This window comes from Mesorhizobium sp. 113-1-2 (assembly GCF_016756475.1).
Lineage (GTDB): Bacteria > Pseudomonadota > Alphaproteobacteria > Rhizobiales > Rhizobiaceae > Mesorhizobium > Mesorhizobium loti_C.
The window spans coordinates 1852501-1871800 of sequence record NZ_AP023242.1; the positions used below are offsets into that span (position 1 = coordinate 1852501).

The following is a 19300-nucleotide window of genomic DNA, read 5'->3' on the forward strand; positions in this document are numbered from 1 at the left end:
TGGCACAGACCAGGGGGTAGCGACTGTTTATCAAAAACACAGGGCTCTGCGAAGTCGCAAGACGACGTATAGGGTCTGACGCCTGCCCGGTGCTGGAAGGTTAAGAGGAGGGGTGCAAGCTCTGAATCGAAGCCCCAGTAAACGGCGGCCGTAACTATAACGGTCCTAAGGTAGCGAAATTCCTTGTCGGGTAAGTTCCGACCTGCACGAATGGCGTAACGACTTCCCCGCTGTCTCCAGCATAGACTCAGTGAAATTGAATTCCCCGTGAAGATGCGGGGTTCCTGCGGTTAGACGGAAAGACCCCGTGCACCTTTACTATAGCTTTACATTGGCATTCGTAGTGGCATGTGTAGGATAGGTGGTAGGCTTTGAAACCTGGGCGCCAGCTCAGGTGGAGCCACCCTTGAAATACCACCCTTATTACTATGGATGTCTAACCGCGGCCCGTTATCCGGGTCCGGGACAATGTATGGTGGGTAGTTTGACTGGGGCGGTCGCCTCCTAAAGAGTAACGGAGGCGCGCGATGGTGGGCTCAGAACGGTCGGAAATCGTTCGCTGAGTGCAATGGCATAAGCCTGCCTGACTGCGAGACTGACAAGTCGAGCAGAGACGAAAGTCGGTCATAGTGATCCGGTGGTCCCGCGTGGAAGGGCCATCGCTCAACGGATAAAAGGTACGCCGGGGATAACAGGCTGATGACCCCCAAGAGTCCATATCGACGGGGTTGTTTGGCACCTCGATGTCGACTCATCGCATCCTGGGGCTGGAGCAGGTCCCAAGGGTATGGCTGTTCGCCATTTAAAGCGGTACGTGAGTTGGGTTCAGAACGTCGTGAGACAGTTCGGTCCCTATCTGCCGTGGGTGTAGGAATATTGAAAGGATCTGTCCCTAGTACGAGAGGACCGGGATGGACGGATCTCTGGTGGACCTGTTGTGGCGCCAGCCGCATAGCAGGGTAGCTATATCCGGACGGGATAACCGCTGAAGGCATCTAAGCGGGAAACCCACCTTAAAACGAGTATTCCCTGAGAACCGTGGAAGACGACCACGTTGATAGGCCGGGTGTGGAAGAGCGGCAACGCTTGAAGCTTACCGGTACTAATAGTTCGATCGGCTTGATCGTTCTCATTCCTTATGCCCATCTCGGCGCAATCCAGTGGATTGCGCCAGAACACGATGGTCTGACCAGCGCTCACGCATGAGCGGCCCTTACGGGCCTATGCTCCGCGAGGGCGCCGGAAACCGGCGACGCGCAGTCGCGCTTGCGGGCTTACGCCCAAAAGCCACAAACGTCGCCTTGGCACAGAAAACAGCTTCTCGAACAACGTGCGTTTTGCCGACCTGGTGGTTATGGCGGAGCGGCTGCACCCGATCCCATTCCGAACTCGGCCGTGAAACGCTCCAGCGCTGATGGTACTTCGTCTCAAGACGCGGGAGAGTAGGTCGCTGCCAGGTCTGCTAAACGCACGTTGAACTCACATCCAAGCGGATGTCAGTGAAATCTTCTCTCTACGAACAAGGCCCGCCAAGGGACCACGGGCCGCGCAAGCGGCCCTTTCATTTGGCGGTGACGAAATATGACGCGGGGTGGAGCAGCCCGGTAGCTCGTCAGGCTCATAACCTGAAGGTCACAGGTTCAAATCCTGTCCCCGCAACCAATTCTATCATAAATCAATAACCGTCCCGGTCTAACCGGGGCGGTTTTTGCGTTTAAGGGCACGAAATCGTCGTCGTTGACGATCAGTCGGATCCAACAGCCGAGTCTTTTAACACCAACGACCTCGCCCAAGGATGCTTTCATGGCTTACTGCTGGTGATCCATCGGCAAGGCGGGCTTGTCCGGCGAGCGCGTGCGGCTACCGGTCTCGCCAGGCTTGGGGAGCGGTCATCGGCGGTATCAGTCGCAGATGACTGCTAACCGCCGAGCGGCGCACGTTACCGATCTGTGAGCTGATAAGTCGCCATTAGAGTGCCGGCAACAACCCAAGCTACATTACTCTGAGGCGAAAACCCTAAGCGCTGGGGGCCCGCATGTTGCAATGTCCCAATCTGTTGAACGATCTTACCCGTCGCCATCTCGACCAACGCGCTGGTTGACGTATGCCCGGGCATTGAAATCAGGGCATAGCGACCATCGGCGCTCACTGCGGGTGCAGCACCGCTCTGAAATTCGTACGCCGTTCCGTGTATCCGCCAGACTAACTGACCGGTTGAGATCTCGCGCAGTTCAGCGATCATACCGGTGACCGGCGTTGGATCCGGGCAAGCGTTTCCAAATTCGCATATTGGTCCGGTTGCGCTGAGATTTCCCATCAGCAGGACGTTTAGCCCGTCAGGCGAGAGCGTGAAGGACGGTCCACGAGTTTTCAGGCCGATCGGGACAATGTGGGGTGGCTCGCCTTCAATCCAAGACAGCCACTTCTCATTTGTGAACGCCGCCAGGATGTGGACACGACCATCTCTGGAGATGCGTGATCCGACTGCCTTGATCCGGTCTCGCCGGGCTAGTCCGGGTACCATCGATATTTCAACAGATTCTAGGATTTTTCCGGCGAGAGCGTCTACAAGCGCAATCGTTGGTCGATCGCTTTGCCGTTCACTTTGGGCAGAAACGCTACGGGTTCCGAATGCTGCCAAGGCCTGACCCGATGTGCCAGTCCAGTAGATCTCATCAAGTGGACCGTTCGGATGAGAGAGAGGCGGCAACTGCTTTTCAGTGCCATCAGTCAGGAAGAGGGATGGGCTAAGGGCACCGCTTGCGAATCCGCGCGCCCGAGCCTCTTGCTTCACGCCAAGGACGGCCGAGGAATCGTTCAGCCAAGCGAATGGCAGATTTGGCGCCGACAGAAGCCAAGGTCCTTTTGTTTCGAACTTGTAAGAAGGCGTATTCTCATCCACCCCTCCCACCCATAAGCCTTCGTCCAAGTCCACCGCGAAAGCTTTACGTCCATCGTCGGAAAGGCCCGGAGGCATAATCCTGTCATAACTTTGTGGGATTGGTAGGCAGCGCAGCATTGAGAATGAAAGTGGGCCTGTCTGCTGGGGTTCCAAGGAGCCGAGTAGCTCACCCCAATTGTTGCCTATGCACCCTATCAGTTCTGCAGACTTACCAGGTATTGTTGGCGCTGCGGAGACTACGAGCGCGTAGACCGCGAAACGAAGCAAACGACTTATCATATCAATCCGGTGATCTTGAGTTGCGCAATATGGATGCCGAACTGTAGTTACGATTGTGGCAGGAACGCATATCTCAACCACGCCATTGTCCTCAGTAGCTCAATTTGCTCCCGCGAGCGCATCCGATTGGCCGGCAGCCCCGAACCATCTCTCAGAGAGCGAGCTGTCGCATTTGCCCAAGAGAAGGGTGAAGTATGAACGGGCGAACTGACTGAGATCGGAAGCTGCTATCTACCCGCATGTGCGACGAGGGACTCCTCATCAAGATTGGCTATGGGATCTACCGGGCCACAAATCGCGGAGCGGCATAACCAGACCCTTGGCCAAACCACGGTTTGCGAAGGGCGTCTCGTCGGCACATGCCGCGACAATCAAGCCCAGCGGCGGCTGCCTGCCGTTCTTTCCTGGCTTCGCAGCCGCCCTCCGCCCCAGGCCAAGTGCTTTCCCCAATTCCGACCGCTGCGCCTCATAGCTCGGCGCTACCGTCGCATAGTCGCGCGGCAGGCCCCACGTTTCGCGATATTCCTGTGGCGGGCATTTCGGTGCTAGCGCCTTGAACTCCCTTTTTGGGGTTTTGTGACACGTTCATTCGCCAAGATGTACGAATTATTTAGGCGACACTGGTAAATGTACCCGATGCGCGCCTCACTACCATTATCTCTCATCTTCTTTGTCGTGACTGGAGCCGTTTTTGTGCTTCAAGTCATTCCATTCACGGGCATCTTCCTGATGTTCGTAGGTGCGATGTTCTGGTCTGTATTCCTGATCAATGCGGGAATGATCGGCGTCGGAGCCGAAGTCGCGACCGGTCGCGTATCGCAACGGTGGATACTCTTGCCGCTGATATTCTACGGTTACTACATGGGTTCGGTCGTGCACGAACATATCGTGTTGCGTACGCTTTCGACAACGTATGACGCGGCTAACGCGCGCCTCGCTATCCCATTCGATGCCACTCACCAGTCATTGGCCTTCACCGATGACCAGCAATCTGGTGCGTGGCTCACGCAAAACTATGACTTGCCCGTGACATACTCCACAAACACCAATTTTCCTGAAGGATATCAATCCCATCGAATGATGGATTCCGCCACCTGCGCCAAGGTGCCAGCACTCACGTCGCGCGCCACGCCTGTAAGTACATCCGGATTTTACGACGGAGACACGGTCTACGGGATGAAGAAGGAGGACCGCTTTTGTGCCGTTTCGATGCCGGAGCGGCCTGATCTTCCCGTAGTGCGCGTGTCACGGCGAGAGGAGAAGATTTCCGAAAGGGGATTGCCTGTAACCCGTGTCACGATGACCGTCTCGATGCCAGATGGCAGTCGATACCAGGTTCTCGGCGGTGTCGCGGCGCCTTTAACTCGGATACCCATGCCAATCATGGGCTGCTCATTGAATTTCGGCTACCAACGTTGGGATTGTAAGGTTGGGTTCTGGCGCAATGAGTCCACGCCGGTCATTTCGGGTCATACGCGATACTATCGAGACTTGAGGGCGCTTGCCCAGGCCCTAGGCCTGAAACCTGTTACGGTTGAAGATCGCAAAGGCGCCGATCCGGCGGCTGCTATGGCGAGAATTGCGGCAGTCGAGACCGAGACGCTGACGCGCCAACTCGAGAATCTCGATGCCATGATCGACAACCCTGTTGCCAAGATCCGCGATTGGCAAGTCGATGTGGTGATGGCCCATCGAGAGGCTTTGGCTTCGCGCGCCGACGCTATCATGGGTGGGCTTGAGCGTGCGGCAGCGGCTGGCGGCAAAGATCGATATCAGGCGCGTGACAGCGGCCGAATACTTGCCCAACTTCTCGCCAACCTGCCGCGTGACACGTTCGTCGGATTCGGTCCCCGCGTCCTCGCTCTCTATTCCAAGGCAAACGACAAGCATTGGTTGTGGGAGGCAGAACCTCTGATGAGGCGTTTGGGTGACCTTGGTCCCGAAGCGCAGCCCTATCTAGTCAAACCTCGAGCCTCTGCCACAGGCAGTGCCGCCGCAATGTCATGGATGCCGCTCCCTGCCGGACAGAATGGCGCTTGGACGGTCAAAGGCATCTGTAAACAGCTGCAAGTTGTCCGCGAGAATCTGCTGTCAGATTGCACTGGCGAGGTCACGCGTACCAGAGCGCCCGACGGCATCGTGACGGTTCAGTTCTCGACCGGGAAAGGCATGCTGCTGTTTCGTGGGAAGGAAAGCACCGCCCGGCTTTGGCAGGGGTATCGAACTGTCTTTGAGATTGACGAAATGGCTTTCGGGGGTTCTGCACCCATCCCAGCAAACGGCCAATGTGAATATGGCGCCCCTTACATCGGACAAGCAACGATCCATTGTCGTGGCATGGACGGGTTCAAAGCCTGGGTTGCCACCGTCGAAACAGATAGTCATCTCCCTGTCCCTGACAGCGAATACATATCGCCCCGGATCAGCAAAGCGTACGAGTAGCGCCACAGATGTAGCTTCGCCACCGCGAGCCGCGCCGATGACTGTTGCCCGCGCATTCCGCGCTGCGCCGGCTGTTGTACGGCGCGATTTGCTAGTCAGAAGGGGAGGGAGGCGCGCGGCCCCCGTCCCTCGCAAACCCCACCAGCGGTCTCCCCCCGCTTCGCTACGTGCAGACCGCGGCCCCTTCCGCCGCCGTGGCTTGCCCCTCGCTCCCGGCGGCTCGCCGCGACGGCGCGGCTTCCAGAACATCGGCAAGCGCGGACAGAGAGGCATTCCATGGCGCGCTATGCCTAAAGTATGGCTACGCCAGCACTCGTTACCGCTCATTGCGCACGCTTGTGTGGGTTCGAGATGGTAGCGGGAGTGCGCTACCGCCTTTCCCCCCACTCGGAAACCCCGCGATATTTCCTGCGGAGTTGGGCGTGATGACCAGTGGGACAGGGCAAATCTGACCCGGAGCCGACGCCCGTCTCCATGACGTGAATGGCAGCTTTGCGCCGGTGAGTTCAATAGGTCATTGCAACACCCTCTGTAGCCTATCGGCCGGCGTTTCGAAGTCCAGGATTTTTCGGGGGCGCTGATTGAGCCGCAGGGCGACGGCGTTGAGTTGGTCCTGCGAGACGTGGGAGAAGTTGGTTGCTCTGGGGAAGTACTGCCTGAGCAGACCGTTGGTATTTTCGTTGCTGCCGCGCTGCCAGGGACTGCGCGGATCGCAGAAGTAGACCTGTAGGTCGGTGGCAACGGTGAAGCTCTTGTGACGAGCCATCTCCTTGCCCTGGTCCCATGTCAACGAGCGCCGCAACTCTTCGGGCAATGTGCCGATCTTCTCGGCGATGGCCCTCACGACGGTCGCCGAGTCCCTTCTCGCCAACTTCACAAGCATAGTGAACCGGCTGTGTCGCTCGACGAGGGTGGCGATGTTCGTGTCGTTAGCACCGGTGAGCAGATCACCCTCCCAATGACCTGGGATGGCACGATCCTCCGCCTCGGCGGGGCGGTCGCGGATGGAGATCATATCGAGTATTTGTCCTTGCCCCGTCCGGCTCTGTGCGCCTTTGGCGAGGCGCATCTGTCGTTTGGTACGCAGGTGCGCTGTCAGTTCCTTCTTGAGCACCCCTCGCGACTGGATGAATAGACTGCGATAGATCGCTTCATGAGATATCCGCATGCTTGGATCGCCCGGGTACTCTCGCCTCAACCAGCCCGCTATCTGCTCCGGCGACCATTGCAGCGCCAGCTTTTGCGCCACCCGCCATCGTAGCCGTCCAGAGCATGCCAGGCGACACTGCTTCGGGCGCAGCGCTCGCTCCCAAGCATGCTTGTCAGCCCGGGTTGCACGATACGTTTGTGCACCGCCATTGCGCGAGATCTCGCGACATATTGTCGATGGGGATCGCCCGAGACTTCGTGCAATAGCGCGTATTGCGAGACCCGCCGCGATCCCGCGAGAGATCTCTTCGCGCTCCGCCAGCCCGAGCGCCGAGGCCGCTCTACGCCTTGCTGACGGAGCAATGCCGCCGTGTAAGGATACGATCCGCTGAACGCCGGTCTTGTTCCGGCGGTCCAGTGCCCGCGAGATCGACGAAATGCTCTGACCTTGCTTCCATCGCTCCCAAAGCTCGGCCTTCTGCGCTGACGTAAACCAGATCCGTGACGTCACCATGCAACACCTCCTCATCCTCTCAGATTAAGAGTGTTGCGGCGACCTATTGAACCCACCGCCCGATATCAGCCATTGGAGGAGATCTTGCTGACGCCCGAAAGCACACATGGAGTCCAGCTTCGCCCCTAAGGTCTCGCCTCGCCCGTACTGTCAATCAGGCGCCCGGCATGTAACACTACTTGCTAATATACGGGTGGGAATGCATTCCGTTGAAGTTGGCGGAGGGTGGGAGAAGCCAATATGCAGGACTCAGTCGAAAGCGATCTTGCCAATCGCTTGGCATCCGCCGGCCGGCGTATTGCCGAATTGGAAAATATCAATGCAGTCGCGGCGTTCGAACTTCAACGTCTGTCCGTTGAAAACAAGCGTCTGATCCAATTCGCCGAGGAACGCACCAAGGAATTGGCCATCCTCAACAGCGTCGGCGACGCGATGGCGAAGACGCTAAATGTCAAGACGGTGACCCGCATCGTCGGCGATCGGGTGCGAGAAATATTCGGGGCGGACATCACCGAAATTCTGTTGCACGACCAGGTCTCTGATATCATCACCGTGCCGTATTCATTCTACCGCGAGTACCAGGACGTCGAGCCCTTCACCTTGGGCGCGGGACTTACCTCCAAGGTCATTCTTTCTGGAAAGCCACTAGTTCTCGCGACGTTTGAGCAGTCCCTCGAGTTCGATGTGATCGCGCTCACTGAAGCGGAGCGATCAGAATCGTATATCGGCGTACCGATCATTGCCGGAGGCAGAACTCTGGGCGTTGTCAGCGTGCAGAGTTACGAGAAGAATGCCTTCAACGAAGATCACATACGCCTGCTGCAAGGGTTATCCTCCAGCATGGGCGTCGCGATTGCAAACGCGCGCCTTTTCGACGAAACCCAGCGACTGCTGAAAGTATCGGAAGACCGCGCAAAGGAACTCGCCATTCTCAACAGCGTCGGCGAGGCGACTGCCAAAACGCTGAATGTCAAGACGGTGACCCGTATAGTCGGCGACAAGGTTCGCGAGATGTTTGGCAGCGAGGTAACCGAAATCCTGCTCCGCGATGACCAGTCCGATATGATCACTGTACCTTACGCGTTCTACCGCGACTACCAGGACCCTGAACCATTTGTCATGGGCGAAGGCCTGACTTCCAAAGTCATATTGTCCGGCAAGCCACTGCTTTTGGGGAATATTGACGAACACATTGCTCTGGGCGCGCTGATGCCGACGGAGGAAGACAGGACCGAGTCATATCTGGGCGTTCCGATCATTGCCGGGGACAGAACGCTCGGTGTGGTCAGCGTGCAAAGCTATGAGAAGCACGTGTTCAACGAAGATCACGTGCGCCTGCTGCAAGGCCTCTCGTCCAGCATGGGCGTTGCCATAGCCAACGCTTACCTCTTCGACGAGACGCAGAGGCTCCTCAAAGTGGCGCAAGATCGCGCCAAGGAAATGGCCATTCTCAACAGCGTCGGCGAAGCGATGACGAAGTCGCTAAATGTCGATACCGTCATTCGACTGGTGGGCGATAAGGTGAGAGAGGCCTTCGGCACCGAGGTCAGCGAGATTCTGTTGCACGACAGCCAATCCGGCATGGTCCGAGTTCCCTACGCTTACTATAGGGGTTACAAGAAGATCGAGCCTTTCCCGCTGGGGATAGGACTCACATCGGAAATCATCTCCACCGGAAGGCCGTTGGTTTTCAGTACCATGGAGGAAGGAAAAAGGCGCGGTGCCTATTTTCCGTTCGAAGAGGACAGGACCTCTTCATACATTGGCGTGCCTATCAATTCGGGCGACAGAACGCTCGGCGTGGTTAGCGTACAAAGCTACGAAAAGAACGCATTCGACGAGAACCACGTACGCTTGCTGCAGACCATAGCCTCCAACATGGGTGTTGCGATCGCCAACGCCCGCCTGTTCGACGAGACCCAGAGACTTCTTAAGGAAACGCAACAGCGCGCCGCCGAAGTAGGCGCGATCAGCAAGGTCAGTCAGGCGTTGGTCGGCGAAGCCGAACTTGGCAACACGATCCAGTTGATCGGCGACCAGATGCAGGAAATCTTCAGCGCCGACATTGTTTATGTGGCCTTGCTTGATCCAAAGACGAAGCTCATTCATTTCCCCTACCAGTTTGGCGAAGCCTTTACCACGCTTCGGCTCGGCGAAGGCCTGACGAGCAAAATCCTGGAAACTGGAGAGCCGTTGCTCATCAACCAAGATGTGGCCGAGCGCGGCGCGGAAATCGGGGCAACCCCAGTGGGCAAGGATGCGCTATCGTATCTTGGCGTCCCGATCAAGACGACTCAAGGCAATGTCGGCGTGATCAGTGTGCAGAGTACGACACGAGAGGGCATGTTCAATGATGACTCCCTCCGTTTGCTTTCGACGATCGCCGCCACTGCCGGCGCCGCCTTGCACAACGCGCAGCTGTTTAGTGAACTCAAGTACACCGAGGCTGCCGTTCGCCAGAGCGAAGCACGGTTCCGACAACTTTTTGAATCAGCCCCGATTCCGCTTTGGGAGGAGGATTGGTCAGGCCTCAAGGTTATCGTCGATGGTCTGGTGAGGCAGGGGATCAGCGATATCCGTGGTTACCTCCACGATAATCCGCAAGTTGCTGAGTCACTGCACAGTTCCGTACGCTGGATCGATTTCAACGATGCACTGGTTCGGCTCTACGGCGCTGATAACAAGGACGCATTACGCGTTCGCCTGGAGGCAGATACTGGTGAACACTCCTGGGCGACCTACCCGGACGCCGTCGCCCAATATCTCGATGGCCGACTGCACACATCAACCGAGGTCGTCGACAAGGATTTTAGCGGACGCGATCTCTATCTCGTCGAGACAGTTCAGCTCCCGGAGGATCCAGCAAATGACTGGTCTCGCATCGTGTCGTCCACTCAGGACGTAACGCAGCTCAAGCAGTTGTCCCTGGCCCTGCAACAGGCGAAGGAAGCGGCCGAAGCAGCCAACGAAGCAAAGAGCACGTTCCTAGCGACAATGAGCCACGAAATCCGCACACCGATGAACGGCGTTATCGGCATGGCCAACCTGATGCTCGCTACTAAGCTTGACGATGAACAGCGGGAAATCGGCGAGACGATAAACAACAGCGCGGAAGCACTGCTAACCATCATCAACGACATACTCGATTTCTCCAAGGTCGAGGCGGGCAAGCTCGATCTCGATCCGCGGCAATTCGAACTGCGTGAGTGTCTCGAAAGCGCGATAGACCTGGTCGCGCCGAGGACGGCGGAGAAGGGACTGGATCTCGGCTACGTGGTCGAGCCCGGCACGCCGGAAACGATTGTCGCTGACGGCAACCGTCTGCGCCAGGTTCTGATCAACTTGCTCAACAATGCCGTCAAATTCACAGAGCGAGGGGAGGTCGTGCTTTCCGTGATGGAGGTGCCGTCCAAAGCCACGGACACCGGTCCACAGGAAGCCGGGCGAAAGGCGTGTACGCTCCAGTTCGCGGTGCGAGACACCGGGATCGGCATAGCCAAGGATCGAATGGATCGTCTCTTCAAATCATTCAGCCAGGTCGATGCCTCCACAACAAGACGTTATGGCGGTACCGGACTCGGTTTGGCGATCAGCAGGCGTCTAGTCGAACTGATGGGCGGCGAGGTCTGGGTAGAGAGCGTTGAGGGAGAAGGCACGACGTTCTTTTTCACCATCCGCGCGCCGGTAGCTTCAAGCCAAAAGCCGGCTCACGCGCCGCCAGCAAGGGATGAGCTGACCGGCAAGCGGCTATTGGTCGTCGACGACAACGCAACAAACCGGCGCATCATGTCCCTGCAGGCGCAGTCCTGGAACATGGCTGCATCCGAAAGCGAACATCCTGCCGACGCGCTTCGAAGGCTTGCCGGAGGCGAGGTCTTCGACGTCATCGTTCTCGACATGAACATGCCCGACATGGACGGGATCGAACTGGCCACTCAAATACGAGCGCTCGACGGCAAGGGCAGTGTTCCGTTGGTGCTGCTCAGTTCAATAGTGCCCATGCCCGAAGACAAGAAAAGGGAGATGGAGAGCATCAAGTTCGCGGCCACGCTCTCCAAGCCGATCAAGCCATCGCCGTTGCTCAATACGCTGCTGTCGATCTTTATCGGGGCACCGACACGCCACATCCGAACTGATCAGCCGAAGGTTCCCGCTTTCGATAATTCGATGGCGAAGACATTTCCACTTCAAATTCTTTTGGTGGACGACAACGCCACCAACCGGAAGCTTGGCTCCAAGGTGCTCGAGCGCCTGGGGTACAAGCCGGACCTGGCGGTCGACGGACAGTCGGCGGTCGCTGCATACACCCAAGGCAGCCACGATGTTATCCTGATGGATATCGAAATGCCTGACATGGATGGTCTCGAAGCGACAAGATTGATCCGCGCTTCCGATACCAAACAGCTGCGTCAGCCATTCATCATTGCCCTGACCGCCAACGCGATGGCCGGCGATCGCGAGAGGTATCTGGACGCAGGGATGGACGACTACCTCAGCAAGCCGCTGCGCGTCGAAGATCTCATTGCCTCGCTTAACAAGGCCGTGATGAATTCCGGGCAGCGGCTCGCGGGCGCACCGGGTGATTTTGAGGAAGCAGGCGTGCCTGGGTTCTAAATGCAACGGCGGGCCTTGGCGCAATCGGCACCGGTATCGTGGCAGCATCGTTTGATTACATGCGCTATCGCTAATTTAGTAGAGCTGCGATAGTCTGCGTTTTGAGCGTGATGGAACTCTGACAAACGAAGCAGGGAGTTCACTTTCGATCGTACTGTGCCAGTACCCAGAGAAATTCGCGGTGACTGGTCGTAGCCGGACGAAGCATACATCGGGGGATGTTGTGGCGATCGACAGAGAGGCACTGGACAAGCTGCGTAAGCTTGTCGGTGGCGAAGAGGCTGACCTTCTAGAGCTTGTGGAGTCCTTTCTAGAAGAAGGGCCATCCATCATGCAGGACATGTGGTCGTCGGGTCGGGCCTCCGACCATGCTGCGGTCCGACGGGCTGCCCACTCCCTGAAATCTAACGCGCGGGATATGGGAGCGGCCGAACTCAGCCAAATCTGCGCTCGGGTGGAGGCGCGGTGCGCGAGCGGCCAGCCGACGGATCTTCCGGAAATCGGCGAGGCACAGCGTGCATTCGATGCCGCCATTACAGAGCTTCGAACAATCTTCAATCTGGTGATATAGCGTGAGCAACCCTGGCCGGATTCTCATTGTCGACGACTCTCGGACCATAAGGATCAAGCTCAAGAAATCCGTCGAGGCTCTCGGACATGAAGCCGAGGCAGTAGAGGACGGAAGAACGGCTCTTGATCTGCTCGCCACCGAAAATTTCGATCTTATTCTTCTCGATATCATGATGCCGGCGATGGACGGCTTCGAGGTGCTGACGAGCCTCAAGGCGTTGTCCCGGACGCGGGATGTGCCGGTAATCGTGATTTCCGGGCTCGACGATGAAATGAGCAGCGTCGTAAAGGCGATCGAATTGGGCGCTGAGGATTTCTTGCCCAAGGATTTTGAACTCGCGCTTCTCAAGGCGCGGATTTCCACCTGCATCGAGAAGAAGAGACTGCGCGACATCGAGAGGGAATATTTGCGCCAGGTGGCCAAACTGACGAAGGCGGCCGCAACCCTGGAAAGCGGAAGGTTCAACCCTTCAAAGCTAGGCATCCGCGATGTTGCAGGCAGAGCGGATGGTCTGGGCAAGCTCGCCACTGTCTTTGCCACGATGGCCCAGAAGGTCTATGAGCGCGAGCGGAAGATGCGGCAGAATATCCGCACATTCCGCGGCGCATTGCTGCTGTTGGCGTGTGGAGGACTGTGGGGCCTTGTCGTGCCGCTGTCGAAGATGGCCTCTCTCGTTGAAGCTCACCCTATAGGGCTGGCGATCCTTATCGACTTTATCGGAGCTGTGTTCTGCGTCGGGATAAGCGTGAAGCGCAGGACAATGCCGAGCCTCTCTGACCTTACGCGCTCGGATTGGAGGTTTGTCATCATCCTTGCGTTCATCAGCTCGGTGATCAATCAGGTGCTGGTCTATTGGCTGACAAGCAAGCTTCCGGCATTCATCGTTTCGATTGTCATTGTGTTAGAGGGATTTGCGGTATTCCTGTTCGCGGCCTTGATGCGGACTGAAGCGCCCAGCATGAAGCGGTTTTTGGGACTTGGTCTGGGTCTCGTCGGCATCGTCATCATCCTTTTCTATGGAGAGCCGGGGGAAATGGCCACCAACTGGTTGTGGCTTGCCATTGCGCTGGTCATCCCAGTCACTTATGCGACCGAGGATATTTACCTCTCGGAGTTCAAGCCAGCAGCTATCGATAGCGTCGCTCTGTTAGGCATTGTCCTGGTTGCTTCGATTCTGATGCTGATCCCGCTGGCAGCTTTCTACGGGGATTTCATACCGGTTGGTTTGTTAACTGGAAGGCTTGGCGTGATTGTCGTTCTGATGGCCGTTGCCGGAAATCTGGCGATGCTGCTTTTCATCGCGCTGATCTCCAGCACAGGCGCAGTGTTCGCAAGCCAGAACGCCTACGCGGTAACTGCGGCCGGCATAGGCTGGAGCATGCTGTTGCTGGGTGAAGCGATACCAGCGCTCACCTGGGTTTCCTTGGCGCTGATCGTGGTTGGCCTGCTGATGGTCGAACCTAAGCAGGAGGCAGAAGAAGAACCGCCGCCGCTTGACGAAGATTTGGAGGAATTCGTCCCGCGGCTTGACTTGGTGCCGTTACCCACTGAATGAACAGACTAAGACAACGATTACCAGGCAGCATGGCAAATTTTTCCTAACAATCGGGTGACTGCTCCCAGCCGAGCCAGAGAGATCGCTGCTAAGACCGGGCAGTGCTCCTGACTGCAAAGTCGTGTTTCCAGCACCGCCGTCCCGAAAGCGGTCCGTCTGCTTCCGTGAAGAGTTTCGGGCGTCGGCAGGCGTACGAAAGTCCCCGAGAAAGGAACCCGCCGGCCACAAGCGATGGCTATGGGGATTTCGGATTTTGGCAGATGTCGGCGATGGCGCGACCGTAGTCGGGAAGCTCTGGGGTGGTTGCGGATAGACCGCTTCGTGGGGCCTCCGCGCGGTGTTGTCGGAACGGTGGGCGGCTGGGCGCGGCCCTGTCGGGGTCGATAATCACCATAGACGTTGACGTTGCCCCCGTTTCTATCCAGTTTGAGTTCGTTCCCGGCGAGGGTTGTAGCCCTGCTGGGCGGGTGAAGCGACGGGCGAACCGCGCCATGATCGAGGCCTGCCCCTCGCCCGAACTCGCCGCTATCCTGACCTATTTCATCCACCCGGTGCTCGTACTGGTCCGTAACTCCAAGATGATGTTTCCGAGGATCGCCACAAGCACCAACGCGCCGCCGGCGAACGTTTCCATCGCAGGCCTCTCATTGAAAAATAACCAGACCCAGAGAGGGGCCATCGGCATTTCCGCTATCCGGAAATCGTGCTGCCGACAATCGCCTTCTGGATCCACAAGGCTAAACTCAAGTCCACCAGGACGTACGGTTTCGCGTCATCCTTCAATCCGACGCACCCGCAGGGCAAAGCCAAATGGGCGTTTGGCTGGTGGGTCTCACCTTGGCATTTCGGTCTGGACGAAGGCCCCGTCGTATTGATGATTGAGAACGTACGCAGTGAACTGTTATGGCGGTTGATGCGCTTGTGTCCGTACATTCGTGACGGCCTGCAACGGGCAGGTTTCGAGGGTGGTTGGCTGGATCAGCTTCCGTGCACCTGATGCAAACCTCAAGGGACTTGGTTGAACTTCAACGCATCCGCGTCGAATATCCTGCCATTGGTGACAGCTGTCGCCCGCATTTTCGCTCTCTCTCGCCGATCCTCGTTGGCCAACAGCTGAGGGCCACTCAGGCCCTTTTTGTCGATATCTCGCCGGAAAAATCTCAGGCCCAGAGGTCGGCCATCGAATATAGCACCAACAAAGGACAACAAAGCGCCGAGTACCAATCTCGAGGGGATAATCCAGGTGGCTAAAAGGTGGCGTACGCAAGTTAACACTCCTTCCGCCGGAAACAGCGTATCTGCTGGCTTCGCGAGGACTGCGAGCACTGTCGACGGACTCGTTAGTCTCTTGCCCCCTATCTGCCGTGTTGGGCTTCCGCGCCTTCCAAATCGGAATCCTCGCTTCAGCCAAGCTGGCGGGTTCGGCGGCGCCTACCTTTGTCCGTCGGGCTCGTGGCGCACCGTTTCTCGCGCAGATAGCTCCTGATCGCAGCTGCGGTCTCGATGATCGCCGCCGCGACCAAGGAATGAGCACGAAGTCCAGACCGGCACGGATACTCCTTTGTCGCCGTCGCCGCTGTCGGGGGAACTCCGTGCGAGCCACGCCGTCGCGCTGTTGCCAGGGCCTCTAATTCCTGACGGGGTCGCGACGGTATTTCCGCTTGGCAGCCGAAGGAGAGCCTAACGAGGCGCTCGGGAATTCCGTAATGAAGGCAATGTGAGCGCGGATCGTTTCCGCCGAGCTGATCCGCTTCCGCTCCTTCCTGAACCGCGACTGAATGATGCCTTCAGCATCAGTTCGAACGGCATCTCCTAAAAAGAAGCCGTTCAACTCGCGGTCCCGCCCGCCAAAGGAGACGCTCTCATGATCCGCAATTCTCTCATCGCAACCGCGCTCGCCGCTCTTGTCGGTATCACCGCCGTCGCCCCGGCCATGGCCAACGACGTCAGCATCGAGCAATATGGCTGGTCGAACTCGGCTGGCGGCGCCCAGAGCGGCTTCAAGAACCGTATCCGGGTCTACCAGGACGGTCGCTTCAACACGCTGGTCGGCCAGCAGCGTGGGCGCCACAACCTTTCGGCTATCGGCCAGCAAGGCGTCGGCAACTACGGAGCCACCTATCAGAACGGCAACCGCAATGTTGCTGGCGTCGCCCAATTTGGGTCCAACCACACCACCATCCTGACGCAGGACGGCAATGGCAACATCGCCGCCGGCGTACAGGTGGGCCACGGCTGTGACGCCAATGTCAGCCAGGGCGGCAGCGGCAATGTCGCCGCCTTCGTCCAGGCCTGCCCATAAACACGGCAACGGCTGGGGGCGGCCGCGGAAAGAGTCCGCGACCGCGGCCAACGAACGCTAAGGAGACGAACCATGCTCCGCATCGCCAAGCATCCTCGCCCCGTCATAACGGCACTCGCCCTGATCCTGGTTCCGGTGGGCGCGCTGGCGACCATGGCCAGTGCCGACCAGTCCATCGCGCCGGTTCGCTGCGAGATTCGCGCCACGCCGGAAGGCGGCATGGTCTCGCTGGAGGCGCTCGCCCATGCCGATAGAGACGTCAGCGGCACCTATTCCTTCCATGTCGAAAGTGCCGGTCGCACCGGCGGCACCAATATCGAGCAGGGCGGCCCTTTCAGCGTTGCGCCTGACAAGCCAGCGACGCTCGGCACCGTCATGCTGGACGCGAAGGGCGCCGTCTTCGACGCCAGGCTCAAGGTCACGGTCGATGGCAAGAGCATCGGCTGCGCCAAGCGGGTTGGCGGCCCAACCTGACCGCATCGCCACATTTATGGAAAAGGGCGCCGGCATTCGGCGCCCTTTTCCATGTGCGCCAGGCCAGGGAGAAAATGACTGAACGACAGCTGGACGACCGATTCCGGCACGGTTCAGCCGCGAAATGAGAAGGTTGGCCATAGGCTGGGGCAGCCGGAAAATGGAGACCACGATGACCTTCACCATGTTCAAGACGCTTACCGCAGCTCTGGTTGCCGGCAGCATCGGCCAGGCGGCGCTGTCCGCACCGGCCTTCGCAGGAGGCTGGGTTTCTGTGACCTATGCCCCCGCCAACGCTCGCGACGCTGGCGCCCTGGCGACTGGCCTGCACGTCTATTCGTTGTATCGCGGCCTGCACGGCGCCAGCATCCGCCAGTTGGGACAGGGCAACGCCGCCGGCATCGGACAAAACGGCCGCGGCAATCTCGGCATCATCCAGCAGGAGGGCAACGGCCATTCCGCCACCCTGCAGCAGAACGGCAATGACAACGCCTACGGTATTTTCCAATTCGGCAGAAACACAGACACCAATGTCGTTCAGAACAGCGATGGCGGTGGCGGCGCCACTTTCAGCTACGGGTGGTAGCGGCCAACGATCGATCGAGACTCTGACCGGAGATAGTCATTGCTCGGCGCCGGCGGCTCGCTTGGCCGGTGACCGTTCGCATGGCCGGCTATCTCGGCCGCACGGGATTTCGTCCTTGTCGATGAACGCGGCTATCTGCCTTCGCCCAATCAGTCCGCCAATTGCTGTTCCATCTGATCAGCCGCCTCTCCGAGCAGACCTCGGTCATCGTCACCACCACCTTTTGGGGAATGGCCTCCCGTTTTCGGTGATGTCAAGAATGACCACGGCGCTCCTCGATCGCCTGACCCATCAATGCGATATCGTCGAGACCGGCAACGAGAGAGCTGGCGCTTCAAAACCGCGCCTGACCCTCAGCACCCGCCGATCCAGCCCGCTTGCGCAACCCCGACCAGCTCCGACACGTTGGTCCGGAACATCGCAAAATTGCGCCGCTGCGAATCTTTCCGCGGACCGTTGGGCGTTCTTCTGCGTGGCACTGCGATCATGACTGATTCCTCGACCCGTCGGCGGGAAGGGCGAGCGGTAGGAAACCTGCGAAATTGGACAGGAATGAATGCCGCCGCGCTTCAAAACACGTGCAGGATGTCAGTCCTTGAAAACGGCCACCGCGAGATCAGTCGGGTATTCGGCCCATCCGGCCTATGTCCGCCGGAGACCCTTGTCGGCCTGCAAGCAAACCGCCAGGAATGCGGCGAGGAATTCAGGATGGAGAAAGTGCAGACAGAGGCATTCGTGGTTTCGCTCCCTTGATCGAAACTCGGAGGGACGGCTTGTAGTGTTCGGTTCAGTGCGCGACGTGGACCATGCCGCGTTAGGCTGGGCAGGCCTCAAGGATGGAAATGGGTCCTCGGGTCTGAATCACTCGTTCAAGCCGCAGCCCAGCGGCGCCGAACAAGCTTGCATATTGGGTCTGCGTTCTCTCCAGGCCGCCAGTGACGGCGAGCATGACCACGTCGATACCCTTGATCTGGCTCGGCTCGTCACCCGGCGGCACGAGCGTCTCGGCCACGAACACCTTGCCGTTCGGCAGCATTGCCTTGCGGCAATTTTGCAGGATCACCGCGGCACGCCTGTCGTCCCAATCGTGAATGACCTTTTTGATGACGTAGACATCACCGGTGGGAACGCTTTCAAAGAAATCACCGGCAACAAATTCGGTGCGCGGCAGGTCCCCTCCGGCACCCTGGCGTGCTGCCGCGACGCCCGAAGGCAGATCGAAAAGCACGCCGTCCAAATGGGGATTGCGAGCCAGGATCGCTGAGAGAAGCTGGCCATGTCCCCCGCCAACGTCGACGACCCGCGTGAACGGCTTGAAGTCACAAGCTTCGGCAACGGCCTCGTTGCTGCCTTGACTCAGGGCGACCATGGCACGCTGAAACAAGGCAGCCTGCTCGAGGTGCGCCGACAGCCAGTCAAACCTTGGGCTGCCGAACACCTTGTCGAAGGCTGGCTTTCCGGTGCGGACAGAATGCATGAGCTGCTCGAAGGCAAGATAGACCTCGCCGTTGATCATATGAACGAAGTCACGGGGGCCAGGCTGATCGGAGCGCAGCACGGCGCCAACCTCCGTCAACTCAAAATGGCGGGGCAGCACTTCCCTAACGACCCCTTCGGGCGCGAGAAGCCGCATTACACGATAAAGCGCGTCAGCATCTGACTGAGTGGTAGCCGCTAGTTCATCCACCGACTGTTGGCTGGCAGCCAGGAGATCGGGGATGCCGAGTTCGATAATGACGCGCAGTGCCTGTGACACGGCGAATCCGAATCCTAGCCTCATGATCTGCTGCGACGGGTTGAGCATGACATCCCTCCGATATGCGCCGAAGTTTAGCAGGCTCTGAATGATGAGTCCTGCATGCCCTGCTTGGATGTCGATAGCCCTTAGACTAGGTAGCTCTGGGCGGGCCTT

General features: G+C 58.4%; 11 protein-coding genes, 1 tRNA gene, 2 rRNA genes and 2 pseudogenes (1 of these 16 cut by a window edge). 12 read left to right on the forward strand and 4 right to left on the reverse strand.

The window, feature by feature from the left end; translation table 11 throughout:
* The 3 genes from JN279_RS08930 to JN279_RS08940 form a co-directional block, all read left to right on the forward strand.
* Positions 1-1127, forward strand: a 23S ribosomal RNA gene (locus JN279_RS08930); it begins 1732 nt to the left of the window's first position.
* Positions 1128-1344: 217 nt separating this feature from the next.
* Positions 1345-1459, forward strand: a 5S ribosomal RNA gene (gene rrf / locus JN279_RS08935).
* 126 nt (positions 1460-1585) lie between these two features.
* A tRNA-Met gene (locus tag JN279_RS08940) sits at positions 1586-1662 on the forward strand.
* A gap of 277 nt (positions 1663-1939) precedes the next feature.
* On the opposite strand, the gene JN279_RS08945 is transcribed toward JN279_RS08940, so the two are convergent.
* Positions 1940-2977: a hypothetical protein gene (locus JN279_RS08945; protein WP_202352556.1), complete on the reverse strand. Its 1038-nt coding sequence runs from the start codon at positions 2975-2977 to the stop codon at positions 1940-1942.
* 465 nt (positions 2978-3442) lie between these two features.
* A pseudogene (locus JN279_RS08950) lies at positions 3443-3703 on the reverse strand (MucR family transcriptional regulator); the annotation flags it as partial.
* Positions 3704-3808: 105 nt separating this feature from the next.
* Here JN279_RS08950 and JN279_RS08955 point away from each other — a divergent pair.
* Positions 3809-5623: a hypothetical protein gene (locus JN279_RS08955; RefSeq protein WP_202352557.1), complete on the forward strand. Its 1815-nt coding sequence runs from the start codon at positions 3809-3811 to the stop codon at positions 5621-5623.
* Between the two features lie 514 nt (positions 5624-6137).
* On the opposite strand, the gene JN279_RS08960 is transcribed toward JN279_RS08955, so the two are convergent.
* Entirely contained in the window at positions 6138-7286 is a 1149-nt protein-coding gene (locus tag JN279_RS08960; RefSeq protein ID WP_096449641.1) for an IS30 family transposase, read from the reverse strand.
* A 240-nt stretch (positions 7287-7526) separates the two neighbouring features.
* Here JN279_RS08960 and JN279_RS08965 point away from each other — a divergent pair, with 240 nt between their 5' ends.
* The 8 genes and pseudogenes from JN279_RS08965 to JN279_RS09000 all read left to right on the forward strand — a co-directional run.
* On the forward strand, positions 7527-11900 hold the full coding sequence (locus JN279_RS08965) for a GAF domain-containing protein (protein WP_202352558.1): 4374 nt from the start codon (positions 7527-7529) through the stop codon (positions 11898-11900).
* Between the two features lie 223 nt (positions 11901-12123).
* The gene (locus JN279_RS08970; RefSeq protein ID WP_096449637.1) at positions 12124-12471 is read left to right on the forward strand and encodes an Hpt domain-containing protein; all 348 of its coding nucleotides are present in this window, start codon (positions 12124-12126) and stop codon (positions 12469-12471) included.
* A gap of 1 nt (position 12472) precedes the next feature.
* Positions 12473-14026 carry a response regulator gene (locus tag JN279_RS08975; protein WP_096449635.1) on the forward strand — a complete coding sequence of 518 codons (1554 nt, stop codon included), beginning with the start codon at positions 12473-12475 and terminating at the stop codon, positions 14024-14026.
* Between the two features lie 703 nt (positions 14027-14729).
* Complete coding sequence (locus JN279_RS08980) at positions 14730-15023, forward strand: glucoamylase family protein (protein WP_244734456.1); 294 nt, start codon at positions 14730-14732, stop codon at positions 15021-15023.
* A gap of 867 nt (positions 15024-15890) precedes the next feature.
* Entirely contained in the window at positions 15891-16328 is a 438-nt protein-coding gene (locus JN279_RS08985) for a curlin (RefSeq protein WP_096449631.1), read from the forward strand.
* A 72-nt stretch (positions 16329-16400) separates the two neighbouring features.
* Positions 16401-16802: a curli-like amyloid fiber formation chaperone CsgH gene (gene csgH / locus JN279_RS08990; RefSeq protein ID WP_096449629.1), complete on the forward strand. Its 402-nt coding sequence runs from the start codon at positions 16401-16403 to the stop codon at positions 16800-16802.
* 172 nt (positions 16803-16974) lie between these two features.
* The gene (locus JN279_RS08995) at positions 16975-17388 is read left to right on the forward strand and encodes a curlin (protein ID WP_096457801.1); all 414 of its coding nucleotides are present in this window, start codon (positions 16975-16977) and stop codon (positions 17386-17388) included.
* A gap of 96 nt (positions 17389-17484) precedes the next feature.
* Positions 17485-17736, forward strand: a pseudogene (locus JN279_RS09000) (ATP-binding protein); the annotation flags it as partial.
* A 466-nt stretch (positions 17737-18202) separates the two neighbouring features.
* Here the strand turns inward: JN279_RS09000 and JN279_RS09005 are convergent.
* Positions 18203-19192, reverse strand: a complete 990-nt coding sequence (locus JN279_RS09005; protein WP_096449627.1) for a methyltransferase — start codon at positions 19190-19192, stop codon at positions 18203-18205.
* Positions 19193-19300: the final 108 nt, after the last annotated feature.